This is a genomic window from Pseudomonas sp. Ma2-10 (genome assembly GCF_054330215.1).
Genome location: NZ_JBTEYL010000003.1, coordinates 193233 through 211404, shown reverse-complemented (window position 1 = coordinate 211404; position 18172 = coordinate 193233). Strand labels below are relative to the sequence as shown.

At 59.1% G+C, this 18172-nt stretch carries 17 protein-coding genes; 10 read left to right on the top strand and 7 right to left on the bottom strand.

Features of this window, described 5'->3' with window-relative positions; translation table 11 throughout:
* Positions 1–114: 114 nt before the first annotated feature.
* The 5 genes from ACXPVS_RS06050 to ACXPVS_RS06030 all read left to right on the top strand — a co-directional run bounded on the left by ACXPVS_RS06050 (position 115) and on the right by ACXPVS_RS06030 (position 4045).
* Positions 115–774 carry a FadR/GntR family transcriptional regulator gene (locus ACXPVS_RS06050; protein ID WP_458509110.1) on the top strand — a complete coding sequence of 220 codons (660 nt, stop codon included), beginning with the start codon at positions 115–117 and terminating at the stop codon, positions 772–774.
* Entirely contained in the window at positions 764–2071 is a 1308-nt protein-coding gene (locus ACXPVS_RS06045) for a CynX/NimT family MFS transporter (RefSeq protein WP_458509109.1), read from the top strand. Before ACXPVS_RS06050 ends, ACXPVS_RS06045 begins: the two co-directional genes overlap by 11 nt.
* A gap of 127 nt (positions 2072–2198) precedes the next feature.
* Entirely contained in the window at positions 2199–2669 is a 471-nt protein-coding gene (locus ACXPVS_RS06040; protein ID WP_458509108.1) for a nuclear transport factor 2 family protein, read from the top strand.
* A gap of 40 nt (positions 2670–2709) precedes the next feature.
* Complete coding sequence (locus ACXPVS_RS06035; RefSeq protein ID WP_458509107.1) at positions 2710–3021, top strand: GIY-YIG nuclease family protein; 312 nt, start codon at positions 2710–2712, stop codon at positions 3019–3021.
* 88 nt (positions 3022–3109) lie between these two features.
* Complete coding sequence (locus ACXPVS_RS06030; RefSeq protein WP_458509106.1) at positions 3110–4045, top strand: glutathione S-transferase family protein; 936 nt, start codon at positions 3110–3112, stop codon at positions 4043–4045.
* Positions 4046–4066: 21 nt separating this feature from the next.
* On the opposite strand, the gene ACXPVS_RS06025 is transcribed toward ACXPVS_RS06030, so the two are convergent.
* Positions 4067–4417, bottom strand: coding sequence for a glutaredoxin family protein (locus tag ACXPVS_RS06025; protein WP_458509105.1), 351 nt, complete (start codon positions 4415–4417; stop codon positions 4067–4069).
* Positions 4417–5421, bottom strand: a complete 1005-nt coding sequence (yejK, locus tag ACXPVS_RS06020; RefSeq protein WP_458509104.1) for a nucleoid-associated protein YejK — start codon at positions 5419–5421, stop codon at positions 4417–4419. The genes ACXPVS_RS06025 and yejK overlap by 1 nt, the downstream gene beginning before the upstream one ends.
* A 395-nt stretch (positions 5422–5816) precedes the next feature.
* Here yejK and ACXPVS_RS06015 point away from each other — a divergent pair, with 395 nt between their 5' ends.
* On the top strand, positions 5817–6098 hold the full coding sequence (locus ACXPVS_RS06015; protein ID WP_007905514.1) for an HU family DNA-binding protein: 282 nt from the start codon (positions 5817–5819) through the stop codon (positions 6096–6098).
* A gap of 104 nt (positions 6099–6202) precedes the next feature.
* Here ACXPVS_RS06015 and rlmF read toward each other — a convergent pair whose 3' ends face one another.
* The 5 genes from rlmF to ACXPVS_RS05990 all read right to left on the bottom strand — a co-directional run bounded on the left by rlmF (position 6203) and on the right by ACXPVS_RS05990 (position 12709).
* On the bottom strand, positions 6203–7225 hold the full coding sequence (rlmF, locus tag ACXPVS_RS06010; RefSeq protein ID WP_458509103.1) for a 23S rRNA (adenine(1618)-N(6))-methyltransferase RlmF: 1023 nt from the start codon (positions 7223–7225) through the stop codon (positions 6203–6205).
* 118 nt (positions 7226–7343) lie between these two features.
* The gene (locus tag ACXPVS_RS06005) at positions 7344–10190 is read right to left on the bottom strand and encodes a valine--tRNA ligase (RefSeq protein ID WP_458509102.1); all 2847 of its coding nucleotides are present in this window, start codon (positions 10188–10190) and stop codon (positions 7344–7346) included.
* Between the two features lie 153 nt (positions 10191–10343).
* Positions 10344–10721 carry a DNA polymerase III subunit chi gene (locus ACXPVS_RS06000; protein WP_458509101.1) on the bottom strand — a complete coding sequence of 126 codons (378 nt, stop codon included), beginning with the start codon at positions 10719–10721 and terminating at the stop codon, positions 10344–10346.
* An 8-nt stretch (positions 10722–10729) separates the two neighbouring features.
* Complete coding sequence (locus ACXPVS_RS05995) at positions 10730–11158, bottom strand: DNA polymerase III subunit chi (RefSeq protein ID WP_458509100.1); 429 nt, start codon at positions 11156–11158, stop codon at positions 10730–10732.
* Positions 11159–11218: 60 nt separating this feature from the next.
* Positions 11219–12709, bottom strand: coding sequence for a leucyl aminopeptidase (locus ACXPVS_RS05990; protein WP_458509099.1), 1491 nt, complete (start codon positions 12707–12709; stop codon positions 11219–11221).
* A 306-nt stretch (positions 12710–13015) separates the two neighbouring features.
* Here ACXPVS_RS05990 and lptF point away from each other — a divergent pair, with 306 nt between their 5' ends.
* From lptF to lepB, 4 genes are all read left to right on the top strand, one after another.
* Positions 13016–14134 (top strand): LPS export ABC transporter permease LptF, encoded by a 1119-nt coding sequence (gene lptF / locus ACXPVS_RS05985; RefSeq protein ID WP_458509098.1) that lies wholly within the window; start codon positions 13016–13018, stop codon positions 14132–14134.
* Positions 14127–15188: an LPS export ABC transporter permease LptG gene (lptG, locus tag ACXPVS_RS05980; RefSeq protein ID WP_458509097.1), complete on the top strand. Its 1062-nt coding sequence runs from the start codon at positions 14127–14129 to the stop codon at positions 15186–15188. Before lptF ends, lptG begins: the two co-directional genes overlap by 8 nt.
* Positions 15189–15360: 172 nt before the next feature.
* Positions 15361–17160, top strand: a complete 1800-nt coding sequence (gene lepA / locus ACXPVS_RS05975; RefSeq protein ID WP_458509096.1) for a translation elongation factor 4 — start codon at positions 15361–15363, stop codon at positions 17158–17160.
* Between the two features lie 5 nt (positions 17161–17165).
* Positions 17166–18020, top strand: a complete 855-nt coding sequence (gene lepB / locus ACXPVS_RS05970; protein ID WP_458509095.1) for a signal peptidase I — start codon at positions 17166–17168, stop codon at positions 18018–18020.
* Positions 18021–18172 lie beyond the last annotated feature (152 nt).

Sequence of the window (18172 nt, the reverse complement as noted above, 5' to 3'; positions counted from 1 at the left end):
CCGTTCCTTTCCGCGCCTTAACTCGCCCCTTAACCCCAGGCGGTTGTCCTCTCGGACGAAGCTGACTAACATGTCAGAAAATTCATCCTATGATTGGATGAAAGGGCGAATCCTATGACAGACATTTCTCCATTAATTAAACGATCTTTGGTCGACCAAGCGCTGGACCAGTTACGTCTGCGCATTACAGAGGGCGTCTGGACGGTCGGCCAGCGTTTACCCACCGAGCCTGAGCTGTCCGCCGAGTTGGGCATCAGCCGCAATACCGTGCGTGAAGCCATGCGCGTATTGGCGTTTTCCGGGTTGATCGACATCCGTCAGGGCGACGGAAGCTATCTGCGGGCAGTGGTCGATCCGCTCGACACCATGAAGGCGTTGTCCCGCTGCTCCCATGAACAGGCCCGGGAAACTCGGCACATTCTGGAAGTCGAGGCCATCGGCCTGGCCGCATTGCGTCGTACCGACGAAGACCTGGTGGCATTGCGCGAGGCGTTGGGCGTCAGTGGCAGTCACTACCACGGCGATCTCGACACGTATATCGCCTGCGATCTGGTGTTCCACCGGCGTTTGGTGGACGCCGCGCATAACCCGACGCTCAGCGAGCTGTACCGCTATTTCTCCAGCGTGGTCGGTGCGCAGCTGCGCGAGAGTCTGAACATTTCCCCCCGGCGTCAAGAGGTGTTCGACCGCCATATCGAACTGCTTGATGCCGTCGAGCAACGCGACCCGGAACGGGCCAAAGCCCTGTCAAGGCAGTTGATCAATGAACCTTGAAACCGAGAAACCCATGTCCAACAGCACCAGCAACATCACTCATCCCAAGCGGACAGCAGAACTTGAAGAGCTGCTGATCGACGCCGAGGCGGATGACGAACAAGTCCAGCAACGTCACCCGATCCTGCGGCGGCCGTGGCTGTTGCTGCTGGGCCTGATTCTGGTGGCACTGAACCTGCGCCCGGCGCTATCGAGCATGGCGCCGATACTCGGCGAGGTTTCGAAAGCCCTCGGTTTGTCGGCAGCCCAGGCCGGTTTGCTGACGACGTTGCCGGTGCTGTGCCTTGGCTTGTTTGCACCGCTGGCGCCCTTACTGGCCCGACGTTTCGGCGCCGAGCGAGTGGTGCTGGGCATTCTCTTGATGTTGGCCGGCGGGATCATCCTGCGCAGTTCGCTCGGCGTGATCGGTCTGTTTGCTGGCAGCGTGCTGGCCGGCGCGAGCATCGGCGTGATCGGTGTATTGCTGCCCGGCATCGTTAAACGCGATTTTGCGAAACACGCGGGCACCATGACCGGCGTCTACACCATGGCCCTGTGTCTGGGGGCGGCGATGGCCGCGGGCGCGACCGTACCGTTGAGCGAGCATTTCGACAAGAGCTGGGCCTTGGGCCTCGGTTTCTGGGTGGTTCCGGCATTGGTCGCGGCGATTTTCTGGTTACCACAAGTCGGGCAGAAACACGGCGCGCACAACGTCGCGTATCGGGTTCGCGGCTTGTTGCGTGATCCACTGGCCTGGCAAGTGACGCTCTACATGGGCCTGCAATCTTCTCTGGCCTACATCGTGTTCGGCTGGTTGCCGTCGATCCTGATCGGTCGCGGCCTGACGCCGACCCAGGCGGGTCTGGTGCTGTCAGGCTCGGTCATCGTTCAGTTGGCGAGTTCACTGGCGGCGCCATGGCTGGCGACGCGTGGCAAGGATCAACGTCTGGCGATTGTCATCGTCATGCTGCTGACCCTTGGCGGCCTGTTCGGTTGTCTTTACGCACCGATCGAAGGCTTGTGGGGCTGGGCGATCCTGCTGGGTCTTGGGCAGGGCGGTGCGTTCAGTCTGGCGTTGACCCTGATCGTGCTGCGTTCGCGGGACTCCCATGTCGCAGCGAATCTGTCGAGCATGGCCCAAGGCTTCGGTTACACCTTGGCGTCCATGGGGCCGTTCGCGGTCGGCATCGTGCATGACTGGACCGGTGGCTGGAGCGCCTTGGGCTGGATTTTTGGCATCATCGGCCTCGGGGCGATCATCGCCGGGCTCGGCGCGGGACGTTCGCTGTACGTCCAGGTCGAAAGCGAAAAGGTCTGACACCTGCACACTGTCGGTATTCGGCTCACGAATGCCGATAGTGTTTGGCGACTTTGTTGACTATCGTGCAAGCCATCTGTTGAAACCACTTTGCGCCTCTATTTGCGCATCCAGAGGGAGCTTGCCCATGAGTGATGCCCACAACGCATTGATCACCCAGTTCTATCAAGCCTTCCAGCGGCTGGATGCCGAGGCCATGAGCGCCTGCTATACCGACGACGTGGTGTTCAGTGATCCGGCGTTCGGCGAACTGCGCGGGCAAGAGGCCGGCGACATGTGGCGGATGCTCACTACCCGGGCCAAGGATTTTTCCCTGACGTTCGATAACGTGCGCAGCGATGAGCGCACGGGCGGCGCTCATTGGGTGGCGACGTACCTGTTCAGCCAGACCGGCAACACGGTGGTCAACGATATTCAGGCGCGTTTTGTTTTTCGCGATGGCAAGATCTGCGAGCACCACGACAGCTTCGACATGTGGAGCTGGTCGCGACAGGCGCTGGGTTTCAAAGGGCTGCTATTGGGCTGGACGCCAGCGGTGAGGAGCGCCGTCCGCGCGCAGGCCTTGAAGGGGCTGAAGGCATTCCAGGCCAGTCGCTGATAAGATCGCGGCTTGTTTTCCTACAAGCCTTGATCGTCACGTGAACACCCTCAGCGAAATCTCCGTCGATGCCGACCCGCCGGTGAGCAAACCCTGGTTCGTCTACCTCGTTCGCGCGGCCAATGGTTCGCTCTACTGCGGGATCAGCGATGATCCCGTGCGCCGATTCGCGACTCACCAGAGCGGCAAGGGCGCGCGGTTTTTTCTCTCCAGCCCTGCCGTGGCATTGGTTTACACCGAAGCCTGTCGCGATAAAAGCGACGCGCTGCGGCAGGAACGACTGATCAAAAAACTCAAGAAAAGCGCCAAGGAATGTCTGGTGGCGAGCGCCGCTGCCCGATTATCAATCTGACTGATAAGTGCCCATCAGGCAGATCGGTGGGCTGTTCAGGGAATGCGCGCTAAGCTGCGGATTCCCAATCCGTGCGGCGGAGCCGAGCATGTCAGCGTTAATTCTTCATCATTACCCGACGTCCCCTTTTTCTGAAAAAACCCGCCTGCTGCTGGGCCTCAAGGGGTTGTCCTGGCGCTCGGTGAAGATCTCGCCGGTGATGCCAAAACCCGATCTGACCGCGCTGACCGGCGGCTACCGCAAGACGCCGGTGCTGCAGATTGGCGCGGATATTTATTGCGACACGTCGCTGATCGCCCGTCGTCTGGAACAGGAAAAAGCCTTGCCGGCGTTCTTCCCGGAAGGTCAGGAAATGATCGCCGCCACGTTCGCCGCATGGGCGGATTCGGTGGTGTTCCAGCATGCGGTCAGCCTGGTGTTTCAACCGGAATCGATCGCCGTGCGCTTCGGTAATATGCCTGCGGAAGCGATCAAGGCGTTCATTGCCGATCGTACGGAGTTGTTCAGCGGTGGCAGCGCCACACGGTTGTCGGCTGAACAAGCCCGGCATCAGTGGCCGACTATCATGGCGCGTCTGGAGCAGCAGCTTCAGCGCGAACAGGGCGACTTCCTGTTCGGTGAACCGTCGATTGCCGACGTTGCCCTGGCCCATCCGTTGTGGTTCCTTAAAGCCACGCCCGTCACGTCACCGTTGGTCGATGCTTATCCAGCGGTTTCGGCATGGCTGGGGCGCGTTTTGGGCTTCGGTCATGGCGCGTTCAGCGAGATGAGCTCTGAGGAGGCGCTGGAGGTTGCGCGTAACGCCACACCGGCCGCCTTGCCGGATGAGCAATTCGACGAGCCGAATGGTTTTGAGGCAGGACAGCAAGTGGTGATTGCGGCAACCGATTACGGCGTTGACCCGGTGGCGGGTGAGTTGCTGTTTGCGGGCCGCGAAGAATTGATACTGCGCCGGGAAGACGAGCGTGGCGGGGTGGTGCATGTGCACTTTGCGCGGTTCGGGTTTCGCATCGAAAAACGCTGAACCCCACTCTAGGGTTTGTGTTTACTTCAGTGCGGCGAGAATGGCCTCCGGGTCATACCCGCGAATCAACGTCCCGTTCACATCGATGATCGGAATTCCGCCGCCACCCAGCGCCTCGTAGGCCTTGCGGGCCTCGGCATCCTTCTCGATATCGAATTCCTTGTACGCAATGCCCTTGCGATCGAGAAAGCGCCGGGTCAGTTTGCAGTAGCCACACCATTCGGTGGTGTAGAGCACGACGTTGGCCTTGGCCTGAGTCTGCTCGGACACCCCTTGCTCCGGATGGAACACCCGCTCGATCTTGCCCCAGTTCTGGTAGACCACGACCACCAGCAGGATCAGCAGGAATTTTTTCAGTACGCCGCCGAGCATCAGTTACGTCGCTTGAGCTGATCGGTGAGTTGGGTCGGCAGACCTTTGATGATCAACGTGCCGGCTTCTTCGTCGTATTCGATCTTCGAGCCCAGCAGGTGCGCTTCGAAGCTGATGGACAGGCCTTCGGCGCGACCGGTGAAGCGGCGGAACTGGTTGAGGGTGCGTTTATCTGCCGGGATCTCCGGGGACAGGCCGTAGTCCTTATTGCGGATGTGATCGTAGAAGGCCTTCGGACGTTCTTCGTCGATCAGCTCCGACAACGCTTCCAGGCCCATGGGTTCGCCGAGCTTGGCCTGGCTGCTGGCGTAATCCACCAGGGTCTTGGTCTTCTCTCGGGCTGACTCTTCCGGCAGGTCTTCACTTTCAACGAAATCGCTGAAGGCTTTGAGCAGGGTACGGGTTTCGCCGGGGCCGTCGACGCCTTCCTGGCAGCCGATGAAGTCGCGGAAATACTCCGAAACCTTTTTTCCATTCTTGCCTTTGATGAACGAAATGTACTGCTTGGACTGTTTGTTGTTCTGCCACTCGGAAACGTTGATCCGTGCTGCCAGGTGCAGTTGGCCCAGGTCCAGATGCCGGGACGGGGTCACGTCCAACTGATCGGTCACTGCAACGCCTTCACTGTGGTGTAGGAGCGCGATCGCCAGATAGTCGGTCATGCCTTGCTGATAATGCGCAAACAGCACGTGGCCGCCCACAGAGAGGTTCGACTCTTCCATCAGTTTTTGCAGATGTTCCACCGCCACTCGGCTGAACGCTGTGAAATCCTTGCCGCCATCGAGATATTCCTTCAGCCAGCCGCTGAACGGGTGCGCACCGGACTCGGCATGGAAAAAGCCCCAGGCCTTGCCTTGTTTGGCGTTGTAGCTTTCATTGAGGTCGGCAAGCATGTACTCGATGGCGCTCGACTCGGCCAATTCGGAATCGCGAGCGTGGAGAACTGCGGGCGTGCCGTCGGGTTTTTTGTCGATCAAGTGGACGATGCAATGGCGGATCGGCATGGGCTTCTCGGCTGATTGAAGAGAGGAGGGCGTGCTCCCCCAAAAAGTGCCAAGTGTACCGCAACCACTGGTTTTGGCGCGGCACGAAGGGCAATTCGCAGGTGTCCGATGGCGCTTATGTTGGTTTTTACAGTTTTAGAGCAATAAAGCTGACCAAATGGGTAGCTAGAGGCGGATATTTCCCCGTCTCTGTGCTAGTTTTGCCCGGTCTTGCGCGAAGTCACTGCGTTAAGCGTGCATTCAGCATTTGTCAGGTCGAACCAAACCCTGATTTCGGTATCTATAACCCCGACTCGTCTCGGTTATGGCCGAGGGTGCCAGATCCAGAAGATCGGGCTCGATGGCTGACACTGCACTCTGCAATCCATATGAATTTGATAGGGAAGGAACACTACATGGCTCTTACTAAAGACCAACTGATCGCCGACATCGCTGAAGCTATCGACGCGCCAAAAACCACCGCGCGTAACGCTCTGGACCAACTGGGCCAAATCGTTGCCGATCAGCTGGAAAACGGCGGCGAAATCACTCTGCCAGGTATCGGCAAATTGAAAGTGACTGAGCGCCCTGCCCGCACCGGTCGCAACCCTTCGACTGGCGCTGCCATCGAAATCGCTGCCAAGAAAGTTATCAAGCTGGTTGTGGCCAAAGGCCTGACCGACGCTGTTAACAAGTAAGACGCAGTAAAAAAAAGCCGTGCTCCGGAGTGATCCGGAGCACGGCTTTTTTGTGTCTGCGATTCAGCGACTAGCCAAGGGCCAATCGCTGGCTCAGTGACTAATCAGCTTTTGCGAACCCAACGCTCGCGCCAGACCTGTTGCTCGGATTTGGTCTGGAAGGTCCAGGCGACGAAGCGGCTTTGCTTCTGGCCCTGAGACATTTCCACGACCTGGCTTTCCAAAACGCCGGCCTTTTTCAGGGCTGTCTGGATCGCCGGCAGGTTGGAGGCTTTCGAGACCAAGGTGCTGAACCAAAGCACTTTGTGTTGGAAGTGCGCGCTCTCGGCGATCAGTTGCGTCACAAACCGTGCTTCGCCACCTTCACACCACAATTCTGCCGATTGACCGCCAAAGTTCAGCACCGGCAGTTTGCGTTTTGGATCGGCACGGCCCAGTGCGCGCCATTTACGCTCGCTGCCTTTGGTCGCTTCGTCCATCGAGGCGTGGAACGGCGGATTGCACATGGTCAGATCAAAGCGTTCGCCGGGTTCGAGCAGGCCTAGCAGAATGTGCTTGGGGTTGCTTTGTTGGCGCAACTGGATGGCTTTGTTCAGTCCGTTGGACTGGACGATGGCTTTGGCGGCAGCCACGGCCGTCGGGTCGATTTCCGAGCCAAGGAAGTGCCAGCGGTAGTCGCTGTAGCCGATCAACGGATAGACGCAGTTGGCGCCCATGCCGATATCGAGCACCTTGACTGGCGCGCCGCGCGGGATCTCACCGTCGTTGACGCTAGCCAGCAGGTCAGCCAGGAAGTGCACGTAATCGGCACGCCCCGGAACCGGTGGGCAGAGGTAGTCGGCCGGGATGTCCCAATGGGCGACGCCGTAGAACGACTTGAGCAGCGCACGGTTGAACACCCGCACTGCGTCCGGGCTGGCGAAGTCGATACTTTCCTTGCCGTACGGATTGAGGATCACAAACTTCGCCAGCTCCGGCGTGGTTTTGATCAGCGCCGGGAAGTCGTAACGACCCTGATGGCGGTTGCGCGGATGCAGGCTGGCCTTTTCGCGGGGCTCCACGGCTTTGGCCGGGGTGGCGGTGTCAGGCTTTTTGCGCGCGGGGCGGGGTGTGCGAGGGGCGTTCATGGGCGTGGTCGATTCGGGTATGGCTAAAAGTGGCGGGTATTGTCCCACATCCGCGCGGGATTCTCGGCGCAAAAAAACGGGAGGCCACTTGGCCTCCCGTTTTCATTGCGATTTGCCGTTACAGGCTGGCAATCCGCGCATGCTGCTCGGCCAACTTGCCCAAAGCCTGTTCAGCTTCAGCCAGTTTGGCGCGTTCCTTCTCGATGACTTCGGCCGGGGCCTTGTCGACGAAACCGGCGTTAGACAGCTTGCCGCCAACCCGCTGAACTTCGCCCTGCAGACGCAGGATTTCCTTGTCCAGACGCGCCAGCTCAGCAGCTTTGTCGATCAGGCCGGCCATCGGCACCAGCACTTCCATCTCGCCAACCAGTGCGGTAGCGGACAGCGGTGCTTCTTCGCCGGCAGCCAACACAGTGATCGATTCGAGACGAGCCAGCTTCTTCAGCAGGGCTTCGTTCTCGGTGAGACGACGCTGATCTTCGGTGCTGACGTTTTTCAGGAACAGGTTCAACGGCTTGCCTGGACCGATGTTCATTTCGCCACGGATGTTTCGCGTGCCGAGCATCAGGCCTTTAAGCCATTCGATGTCGTTTTCGGCAGCCGGATCGATGCGCTCTTCATTGGCCACTGGCCACGGCTGCAGCATGATCGTCTTGCCGTCGATACCGGCCAGCGGCGCTATGCGCTGCCAGATTTCTTCGGTGATGAACGGCATGAACGGATGTGCCAGGCGCAGCGCAACTTCCAACACCCGAACCAGCGTGCGGCGGGTGCCACGCTGACGTTCGACCGGCGCGTTTTCGTCCCACAGCACAGGCTTGGAGAGTTCCAGGTACCAGTCGCAATACTGGTTCCAGATGAACTCGTACAAGGCTTGTGCGGCCAGGTCGAAGCGGAACTGATCGAGTTGACGGGTCACTTCGGCTTCGGTGCGTTGCAGTTGCGAAATGATCCAGCGATCCGCCAGCGACAGCTCGTAAACTTCGCCGTTCTGAGCGCAGTCTTCGCCCTTGTCCAGCACGTAGCGCGCGGCGTTCCAGATCTTGTTGCAGAAGTTGCGATAGCCCTCGACACGGCCCATGTCGAACTTGATGTCGCGACCGGTGGAGGCCAGTGAGCAGAAGGTGAAACGCAGGGCGTCGGTGCCGTAGCTGGCGATGCCGTCAGCGAACTCGTCGCGGGTCTGCTTCTCGATCTTCTTCGCCAGTTTCGGCTGCATCATGCCCGAGGTGCGTTTGTGCACCAGGTCTTCGAGCTCGATGCCGTCGATGATGTCCAGCGGGTCCAGGACGTTGCCCTTGGACTTGGACATCTTCTGGCCCTGGCCATCACGCACCAGACCGTGAACATAAACAGTCTTGAATGGAACCTGCGGCGTGCCGTCTTCGTTCTTCACCAAGTGCAGGGTGAGCATGATCATCCGGGCGACCCAGAAGAAAATAATGTCGAAGCCAGTCACCAACACGTCGGTGGAGTGGAATTTCTTCAGGAACTCGGTCTGCTCTGGCCAGCCGAGCGTCGAGAACGTCCACAGGCCCGAACTGAACCAGGTGTCGAGCACGTCGTTGTCCTGTTGCAGCGCAACGTCCGGGCCGAGGTTGTGCTTGGCACGTACTTCGGCTTCGTCGCGACCGACATAGACCTTGCCCGATTCGTCGTACCAGGCCGGGATCCGGTGGCCCCACCACAACTGACGGCTGATGCACCAGTCCTGGATGTCGCGCATCCACGAGAAGTACATGTTTTCGTATTGTTTCGGCACGAACTGGATACGGCCGTCTTCAACGGCGGCAATCGCGGGCTCGGCCAACGGTTTGGTCGATACGTACCACTGGTCGGTCAGCCATGGCTCGATGATCGTGCCGGAGCGATCGCCTTTCGGCACTTTCAGGTTGTGATCGTCAACGCTGACCAGCAGGCCGGCGGCGTCGAACGCAGCAACGATCTGCTTACGTGCTTCGAAGCGATCAAGACCGGCGTATTCGGCCGGGATCTTGCTGTCGATGCTTTCGTTCAGCGTGCCGTCGAGGTTGAACACCTGACAGGTCGGCAATACAGCGGCGTTCTTGTCGAAGATGTTCAGCAGCGGCAGGTTGTGGCGCTTGCCGACTTCGTAGTCGTTGAAATCGTGGGCCGGGGTGATTTTCACGCAGCCGGTGCCGAATTCAGGATCGCAATAATCATCGGCGATGATCGGGATACGGCGGCCGACCAGCGGCAGCTCGACAAATTTGCCGATCAAGGCTTGGTAGCGCTCATCGTTCGGGTTCACCGCGACGGCGGAGTCGCCGAGCATGGTTTCCGGGCGAGTGGTCGCGACGATCAGGTAATCATTGCCTTCAGCGGTCTTGGCGCCGTCGGCCAGCGGGTATTTCAGGTTCCACAGGAAACCTTTCTCGTCGTGGTTTTCCACTTCGAGGTCAGAAATTGCCGTGTGCAACTTGGTGTCCCAGTTGACCAGGCGCTTGCCGCGGTAGATCAGGCCGTCTTCGTGCAGGCGCACAAAGGCTTCTTTAACGGATTCCGAGAGGCCGTCGTCCATGGTGAAGCGCTCGCGGCTCCAGTCCACGGACGAGCCAAGGCGGCGGATCTGGCGGCTGATGTTGCCGCCGGACTGATCCTTCCATTCCCAGACTTTCTCGAGAAATTTTTCGCGGCCCAGGTCGTGGCGACTCTGGCCCTGAGCTTCAAGTTGACGCTCCACCAGCATTTGCGTGGCGATACCGGCGTGGTCGGTACCCGGCTGCCACAGGGTGTTACGACCCTGCATGCGGCGGAAACGGATCAGGGCGTCCATGATCGCGTTGTTGAAGCCGTGACCCATGTGCAGGCTGCCGGTGACGTTCGGCGGCGGAATCATGATGGTGTAGGACTCGCCCGCGCCTTGCGGGGCGAAGTAATTTTCTGACTCCCAAGTGTTGTACCAGGAAGTTTCAATGGCGTGCGGCTGGTAGGTCTTATCCATGCGCGGCGGGACCCTATTGGCATTTATTCAGGAAAAGCCGGCAAGTATAGCGGGGCATGGGGCGTAGGGCGAGTTGAACGCGGGGGGGACCTGGCCATCAGCAACAGCAGAGAATCAATGTGGGACCAAGCTCGCTCCCACAAAGGTCTGGGATTACTCGTACTGACTCAACAACCGTTCCATTCGTGCGCTGAGACGGCGTTTGATTTCGGTTTCGATGTGCGGGGCGAAGTCGTCGATTACGTCTTGCATGATCAATTGCGCGGCGGCGCGCAGTTCGTCATCCAGGTGCAGCAGGTCGTCGGGGCCCTTGCTGGCGGCGGGGGCCGTCGGGGCGGGAGGCGCCGGTTCGAGAATGGGTGGGCTGGCGCCGACCGTATCGAACAGCATCGGAATCTGTTCCTGATCACCTTCCTCGACCGTGTCGGTGAGCAAGGGTGGTTGCAGGTTGTCATCGCCGAGCAATTGACGGATCGACTCAAGGTCGTCCAGCAGGTGCGCGGACTGTTGCAGCGGTTTTGAAGTGTCCATCGGAATGCTCAGAGTCGCTGTAGGCGGTGATCTTGCAGAGGATAGCCCTGTTCGCGGTAGAAACGGAAACTCTCCCGCGCAGCCGTACGAATCGTCGGATCTTCCACCACCACTTCCGCCACGCGGGCGAACTTGTTGGCGAATGCCGGGACTTTCAGGGCGAGATTGACCAACAGGTCCTGATGCGGACCGCAGTCATCGCCCAGGCCCAACACAATCAAACCGTTCAGGTCATTCTCAGCGGGACCGTGGGGCACGAAGCTTTCGCCCTTGAAGGTCCACAGGCGAGCATCGAGATCGTCGCGCTGGGCGGCATCGCTGCAATGCAGATAGATTCGGTGGCCCATGCGCCAGGCTTTTTCGGTGAGTTTGCAGGCAAAGTCCAGCCGCGCCGAAGGATCGGCGCTGGGCAGGATATAGAAGTCGACTTTGGACATTGCGGTTCCTGAGCTTCGAGTGGCATCACCCGAGAGTGACACCACGTGAAGTCATCGATTTCAGGCTTTGGCGCGATCCAGCAGGTATTGGGTCAGCAGCGGAACCGGACGGCCTGTGGCGCCCTTGTCCTTGCCGCCGCTGGTCCAGGCCGTACCGGCGATGTCCAGGTGCGCCCAGTTGAGGTTCTTGGTGAAGCGCGACAGGAAGCAGGCAGCGGTGATGGTGCCGGCTTTCGGGCCGCCAATGTTGGCGATGTCGGCGAACGGACTGTCCAGTTGTTCCTGGTACTCATCGAACAGCGGCAGTTGCCAGGCGCGATCGTCAGCCGATTGGCCAGCGCTCAGCAGTTGGCCGATCAGTTCGTCGTTGTTGCCCAGCAGGCCGGAGGTGTGCGCGCCCAGTGCAACAACGCATGCGCCGGTCAGGGTCGCGATGTCGATCACCGCTTGCGGCTTGAAGCGCTCGGAGTAGGTCAGGGCGTCGCACAGCACCAGACGGCCTTCGGCGTCGGTGTTGAGGATTTCCACGGTCTGGCCGCTCATGGTGGTGACGATGTCGCCAGGACGCGAAGCATTGCCGCTCGGCATGTTCTCGGCGCAGGCCAGGATGCACACCAGGTTGATCGGCAGTTTCAGCTCGAGCACGGCACGCAGCGTACCGAATACGCTGGCAGCGCCGCCCATATCGTATTTCATTTCATCCATGCCGGCGCCCGGCTTAAGGCTTATGCCGCCCGTGTCAAAGGTGATGCCTTTGCCGACCAGTGCATACGGCTTCTCGGATTTCTTGCCGCCGTTGTATTGCATGACGATCAGGCGCGGTGGCTGGGCGCTGCCCTGGCCGACGGCGTAGAACGAGCCCATGCCCAGGTCCTTGATCTTCTTCTCATCAAGGACTTCGACTTTCAGGCTTTTGAATTCTTTGCCCAGGTTCTTCGCCTGCTCACCCAGGAACGTTGGGTGGCAGATGTTCGGCGGCAGGTTGCCCAGGTCGCGGGTGAACGCCATGCCGTTGGCGATAGCGGTGGCGTGGGCCACGGCGCGCTCGACTTCAGCCTGTGCAGCCTTGATGGTCAACAGGGTGACTTTCTTCAGGGCGCGAGGCTCGGCTTTCTGGCTTTTGAACTGGTCGAACGTGTATTCGCCGTCCACCAGGGTTTCGGCCAGCAGGCGGGTCTTGCCATAGCTGTCGCGGCCTTTTACCGCGACTTCGTCCAGGGCCAGCACCGCATCGCTGCCGCCCAGGCCTTTAAGGGTGTTGAGGATGCCGGCAATGATCTTGCGGAACGGGCGGTCGCCCAGCTCTTCGTCTTTGCCCACGCCCACCAGCAGCACGCGTTCGGCCTTGAGGTTCGGCAGGCTGTGCAGCAGCAGACTCTGACCGACTTTGCCAGCCAGGTCGCCGCGCTTGAGCACCGCGCTGATGGCGCCACCGCTCAGTTCGTCGAGTTGTTTGGCGACGGCGCCGAGCTTGCGGCCTTCGCCGACGGCGACCACCAGAGTGGCGGTTTTCAACGTTTCTGGGCTAACGCTTTTTACAACCAGTTCCATATCCGGGTCCCTGAATTAATGGTCAACACGCAAGAGCTCGACGGCATGCATTCGAGCTTGCTTATAAATAGAAAGGCGCAGATCACGGCCCGCGACAAAGGCCGCAGTTTGAACCTCGTGCCCCGAGCCTGACAACCCTCGGTCGTACGATCTTCAGCGCTTTACCCGCCTGCTTGAGCATGCGCAGTGACAGGCGCACCCAATCACAGGATAATGCGCCAACTTTTTCGGCGGCTCTGCCCTGCGGGCCGTCTGATACGTTTGCTTGTTTGGCCGCCTTAGCCTGACAACCCTGGAGTGTCTGGTTTGATCGTCTTCCGTTATCTATCCCGCGAAGTCCTGTTGACCTTGAGCGCCGTCAGCGCTGTGCTGCTGGTCATCATCATGAGCGGTCGCTTCATCAAATACCTCGCCCAGGCCGCCTCTGGCCTCCTGGATCCGGGCTCGCTATTCCTGATCATGGGCTTTCGTCTGCCGGGTTTCCTGCAGTTGATTTTGCCATTGGGCCTGTTTCTCGGAATCCTGCTGGCCTACGGTCGCCTGTACCTTGAAAGCGAAATGACGGTGCTGTCGGCTACCGGCATGAGCCAGCAGCGTCTGTTTGCCATGACCCTTTTTCCAGCCACCTTGGTCGCACTGGTGGTGGCATGGCTGAGCCTGAGCCTGGCGCCGCAAGGAGCCAATCAGTTCCAGTTGCTGCTGAACAAGCAGGATGCCCTGACCGAGTTCGACACCCTCGAGCCGGGTCGCTTCCAGGCGCTGCGTGACGGGACACGGGTGACCTACACCGAAACGCTATCGGATGATCGCATCAACCTCGGCGGCGTATTCATTTCGCAAAAGAACGTCTCGACCGATAAGAAGGATCGCGGGATTTCCGTGCTGGTGGCCGAGAAGGGGCGTCAGGAAATTCGCCCAGACGGTAACCGTTACCTGATTCTCGACAACGGCTATCGCTATGACGGCAATCCGGGACAGGCCGACTACAGGGTGATCAAGTACGAGGAGTACGGCGTATTGCTACCCAAACCGGACGTCAGCAACGAAGTGACCGACCGTGACGCGATGACCACTCGCTCCCTGATCGGCAGCGATGACATTCGATCCCGCACCGAACTGCAATGGCGTCTGTCCCTGCCATTGCTGGTCTTCATCGTGACCCTGATGGCCGTGCCGCTGTCGCGGGTCAATCCGCGTCAGGGCCGTTTCCTCAAGCTGTTGCCGGCGATTCTTCTCTATATGGCCTACCTGTCCATCCTGATTGCCGCTCGCGGCGCCCTTGAAAAGGGCAAAATCCCGCCAGCGCTAGGGTTGTGGTGGGTGCATGCAATCTTCCTGACCATCGGCCTGTGCTTGCTCTATTGGGAACCCTTACGGTTGAAGCTGGCGAGTCGTCGCAGCGCGCTGGAGATGGCTCGTGGATAAGCTCGATCGCTACATTGGTAGCAGTGTGTTCGTTGCAATTCTGGCGGTACTGGGGATCATTCTCGGTCTGGCGACACTGTTCGCCTTCATCGATGAAATGAGTGAGGTCGGCGATACCTACACTTTGGTCGACGTGTTGAGTTATGTCCTGATGACCGCGCCGCGTCGTCTTTACGAAATGTTGCCGATGGCTGCACTGATCGGTTGCCTGATCGGCCTCGGCAGTCTCGCCAGTCACAGCGAACTGACCATCATGCGCGCCGCGGGCGTGTCGATCGGGCGCATCGTCTGGGCGGTCATGAAGCCAATGCTGGTCCTGATGGTGGTGGGTGTGCTGATCGGCGAATACGTTGCTCCGGCCACCGAAGTCACTGCTCAGGCCAATCGTTCCCTGGCTCAGGGTGGCGGTGATGCGCAGAGCGCCAAGCATGGTTTGTGGCATCGCCAGGGTGATGAGTTTATTCACGTCAACTCTGTGCAGCCCAATGGTTTGCTGTACGGCGTCACCCGTTATCGATTCGACAAAGAGCATCACATGCTGTCTTCCAGCTTCGCCAAGCGGGCGGAGTTCGATCAGGATCACTGGCAATTGAGCGACGTCACCACCACGCTGTTCCATGAAAAGAGCACCGAAGTGGTCACCGCCCCGGTCGAGCGCTGGAATGTCGCCTTGAGTCCGCAGTTGTTGAGTACGGTGGTCATGTCGCCTGATACGCTGTCGATCAGCGGTCTGTGGGGTTACATCCACTACCTGGCTGACCAAGGCCTGAGCAATGGTCGTTACTGGCTGGCATTTTGGGTCAAGGTGTTGCAACCGCTGGTCACTGCCGCGCTGGTACTGATGGCGATTTCCTTCATCTTCGGTCCTTTGCGCTCGGTGACCCTCGGTCAGCGCGTATTCACTGGTGTGCTGGTGGGCTTCACCTTCCGTATCGTTCAGGATTTGCTCGGTCCTTCGAGCCTGGTCTTTGGTTTCTCGCCACTGTTTGCGGTGCTTGTTCCGGCGGGTGTTTGTGGCTTGGCCGGGCTCTGGTTGTTGCGCAGGGCCGGTTGATCAAGGGGTTTTTTCGGGTCTTGCTGGTCACTCAAAACGCCCCTGTCGCAAGACGGGGGCGTTTTTGTAGGCGCCGTCTGACCTGCGAGCGTGACGCTTGCGCCGTGGATCAGGTACAATTCCCGGCTATTTTTCGGCGGGCAATGCCTGCAGCCTTTTTGAGTGTTGATCCGTGAGTGATTTGAGTCATATCCGCAATTTCTCCATCATCGCCCACATTGACCATGGCAAGTCGACGCTGGCCGATCGCTTCATCCAGATGTGTGGCGGCCTTGCCGAGCGCGAAATGGAAGCCCAGGTTCTGGATTCCATGGACCTGGAACGTGAACGCGGGATCACCATCAAGGCCCACAGCGTCACCCTGTATTACACCGCTCGCGATGGCATCAGGTACCAGCTGAACTTCATTGACACCCCGGGCCACGTCGACTTCACCTATGAAGTCAGTCGGTCGTTGGCGGCCTGTGAAGGCGCGTTGCTGGTGGTCGATGCCGGGCAGGGCGTTGAAGCGCAGTCGGTAGCCAACTGCTACACCGCGATTGAGCAGGGCCTGGAAGTGATGCCGGTCCTGAACAAGATCGACCTGCCTCAGGCCGATCCCGACCGCGTGAAAGAAGAAATCGAAAAAATCATCGGCATCGATGCCACCGACGCGGTCGAGTGCAGTGCCAAGACGGGTCTGGGCGTCGACGAAGTGCTAGAACGTCTGGTCAAGACCATTCCTGCGCCAACCGGCAACTATGAAGATCCGCTGCAAGCGTTGATCATCGACTCCTGGTTCGACAACTACCTGGGCGTTGTTTCCCTGGTTCGCGTGCGCCACGGTCGTGTGAAGAAGGGCGACAAGATCCTGGTCAAGTCCACCGGCAAGATCCACCTCGTGGACAGCGTCGGTGTCTTCAACCCGAAACACACCGCCACCGTTGACCTGAAGGCTGGTGAAGTGGGCTTCATTATCGCCGGCATCAAGGATATTCACGGTGCGCCGGTCGGTGACACCTTGACCTTGAGCTCCACGCCGGACGTCGACGTGCTGCCAGGCTTCAAGCGCATTCAGCCGCAGGTATACGCCGGCCTGTTCCCGGTCAGCTCCGACGACTTCGAAGATTTCCGTGAAGCTCTGCAAAAGCTCACGCTCAACGACTCGTCCCTGCAGTACACCCCGGAAAGCTCCGACGCCCTGGGTTTCGGCTTCCGTTGCGGGTTCCTCGGCATGCTGCACATGGAAATCATCCAGGAGCGCCTGGAGCGCGAGTACGACCTGGACCTGATCACCACGGCGCCGACGGTAATTTTCGAGCTGCTGCTGAAAACCGGTGAAACGATTTACGTCGACAACCCGTCGAAGCTTCCAGACCTGTCTTCGATCGAAGACATGCGCGAACCGATCGTGCGGGCCAATATTCTTGTGCCGCAAGAGCACTTGGGCAACGTCATTACCCTGTGCATCGAGAAGCGTGGCGTACAGCACGACATGCTGTTCCTCGGTACCCAGGTTCAAGTGACCTACGATTTGCCGATGAACGAAGTGGTCCTGGACTTCTTCGACCGTCTGAAGTCCACCAGCCGTGGCTATGCTTCGCTGGATTATCATTTCGACCGTTATCAATCGGCTAATCTGGTGAAACTGGATGTGCTGATCAACGGTGACAAAGTCGACGCCCTGGCGCTGATCGTGCACAAGGATAACGCGCACTACAAAGGTCGCCAGTTGACCGAGAAGATGAAAGAACTGATTCCGCGCCAGATGTTCGACGTCGCGATCCAGGCCGCCATCGGCGGGCAGATCATTGCGCGGACTTCCGTCAAGGCACTCAGAAAGAACGTATTGGCCAAATGCTACGGCGGTGACGTTAGCCGTAAGCGCAAGCTGTTGGAAAAGCAAAAGGCCGGTAAAAAACGCATGAAGCAAGTCGGTAACGTGGAAATTCCACAAGAAGCCTTCCTTGCAGTGCTCAGGTTGGATAGTTAGGTCCTATGTCACTAAATTTCCCGCTGTTGCTGGTCATCGCCGTGTTCGTCTGCGGCTTGTTGGCGTTGCTCGATCTGCTTTTCCTGGCGCCGCGTCGGCGTTCCGCCATTGCCTCCTATCAGGGCAGCGTCAGCCAGCCTGATGGGGTGGTGGTCGAGAAGCTGAACAAAGAACCGCTGCTGGTCGAATACGGCAAGTCGTTCTTCCCGGTGTTGTTCATCGTGCTGGTACTGCGTTCGTTTCTGGTGGAACCGTTCCAGATTCCTTCCGGCTCGATGAAACCGACGTTGGACGTTGGCGATTTCATTCTGGTGAACAAGTTTTCTTACGGGATCCGCTTGCCGGTGATCGACCAGAAAGTCTTCGAAGTCGGTGATCCACAGCGTGGCGATGTGATGGTGTTCCGCTACCCGAGTGATCCGAGCGTCAACTACATTAAGCGTGTAGTGGGCCTGCCGGGTGACCAGATTCGTTACACCGCCGACAAGCGTCTGTTCGTCAACGGTGAGTCGATTGCCGAACAACTGGTCGGCTCCGAGCCGGGCACGTTGGGCAGCGCTGAGCTCTACACGGAAAAACTCGGCGCCGCCGAGCACCTGATCCGCAAGGAAATGAGCCGTTACCGCGCAACGCCGGAGCATTCGTGGACGGTGCCTGCCGGGCACTACTTCATGATGGGCGACAACCGCGACAACTCGAATGACAGTCGCTACTGGGATGATCCGAGCATTCCCAAAGATCTGCTGGGCATGGTTCCCGACAAGAATATCGTCGGCAAGGCCTTCGCCGTCTGGATGAGCTGGCCGGAACCTAAACTCAGTCACCTGCCGAATTTTTCGCGGGTTGGCCTGATCAAGTAATCACACGCGGCGCTGTTGAACACAGCGCCGAATGCATTTCTGGAGTCGGCATAATCGGCGATAGAAGCATGAAAACTACGATATTCAGGACGTTATTTTTGAACACAGCGTTAATTGTCCCAAGCCTGCGCCGCATCACGGCGATGGCGGTG

Bases quoted from the DNA above. Each gene is read 5' to 3' on its own strand.
- ACXPVS_RS06050 (WP_458509110.1), top strand. From the start codon at position 115: ATGACAGACATTTCTCCATTAATTAAACGATCTTTGGTCGACCAAGCG.
- yejK (WP_458509104.1), bottom strand. From the start codon at position 5,421: ATGCCGATCCGCCATTGCATCGTCCACTTGATCGACAAAAAACCCGAC.
- lepB (WP_458509095.1), top strand. From the start codon at position 17,166: ATGTCACTAAATTTCCCGCTGTTGCTGGTCATCGCCGTGTTCGTCTGC.
- ACXPVS_RS06005 (WP_458509102.1), bottom strand. From the start codon at position 10,190: ATGGATAAGACCTACCAGCCGCACGCCATTGAAACTTCCTGGTACAAC.
- rlmF (WP_458509103.1), bottom strand. From the start codon at position 7,225: ATGAACGCCCCTCGCACACCCCGCCCCGCGCGCAAAAAGCCTGACACC.
- ACXPVS_RS06030 (WP_458509106.1), top strand. From the start codon at position 3,110: ATGTCAGCGTTAATTCTTCATCATTACCCGACGTCCCCTTTTTCTGAA.
- ACXPVS_RS06015 (WP_007905514.1), top strand. From the start codon at position 5,817: ATGGCTCTTACTAAAGACCAACTGATCGCCGACATCGCTGAAGCTATC.
- ACXPVS_RS06040 (WP_458509108.1), top strand. From the start codon at position 2,199: ATGAGTGATGCCCACAACGCATTGATCACCCAGTTCTATCAAGCCTTC.
- ACXPVS_RS06025 (WP_458509105.1), bottom strand. From the start codon at position 4,417: ATGCTCGGCGGCGTACTGAAAAAATTCCTGCTGATCCTGCTGGTGGTC.
- ACXPVS_RS05995 (WP_458509100.1), bottom strand. From the start codon at position 11,158: ATGTCCAAAGTCGACTTCTATATCCTGCCCAGCGCCGATCCTTCGGCG.
- ACXPVS_RS06045 (WP_458509109.1), top strand. From the start codon at position 764: ATGAACCTTGAAACCGAGAAACCCATGTCCAACAGCACCAGCAACATC.
- ACXPVS_RS05990 (WP_458509099.1), bottom strand. From the start codon at position 12,709: ATGGAACTGGTTGTAAAAAGCGTTAGCCCAGAAACGTTGAAAACCGCC.
- ACXPVS_RS06000 (WP_458509101.1), bottom strand. From the start codon at position 10,721: ATGGACACTTCAAAACCGCTGCAACAGTCCGCGCACCTGCTGGACGAC.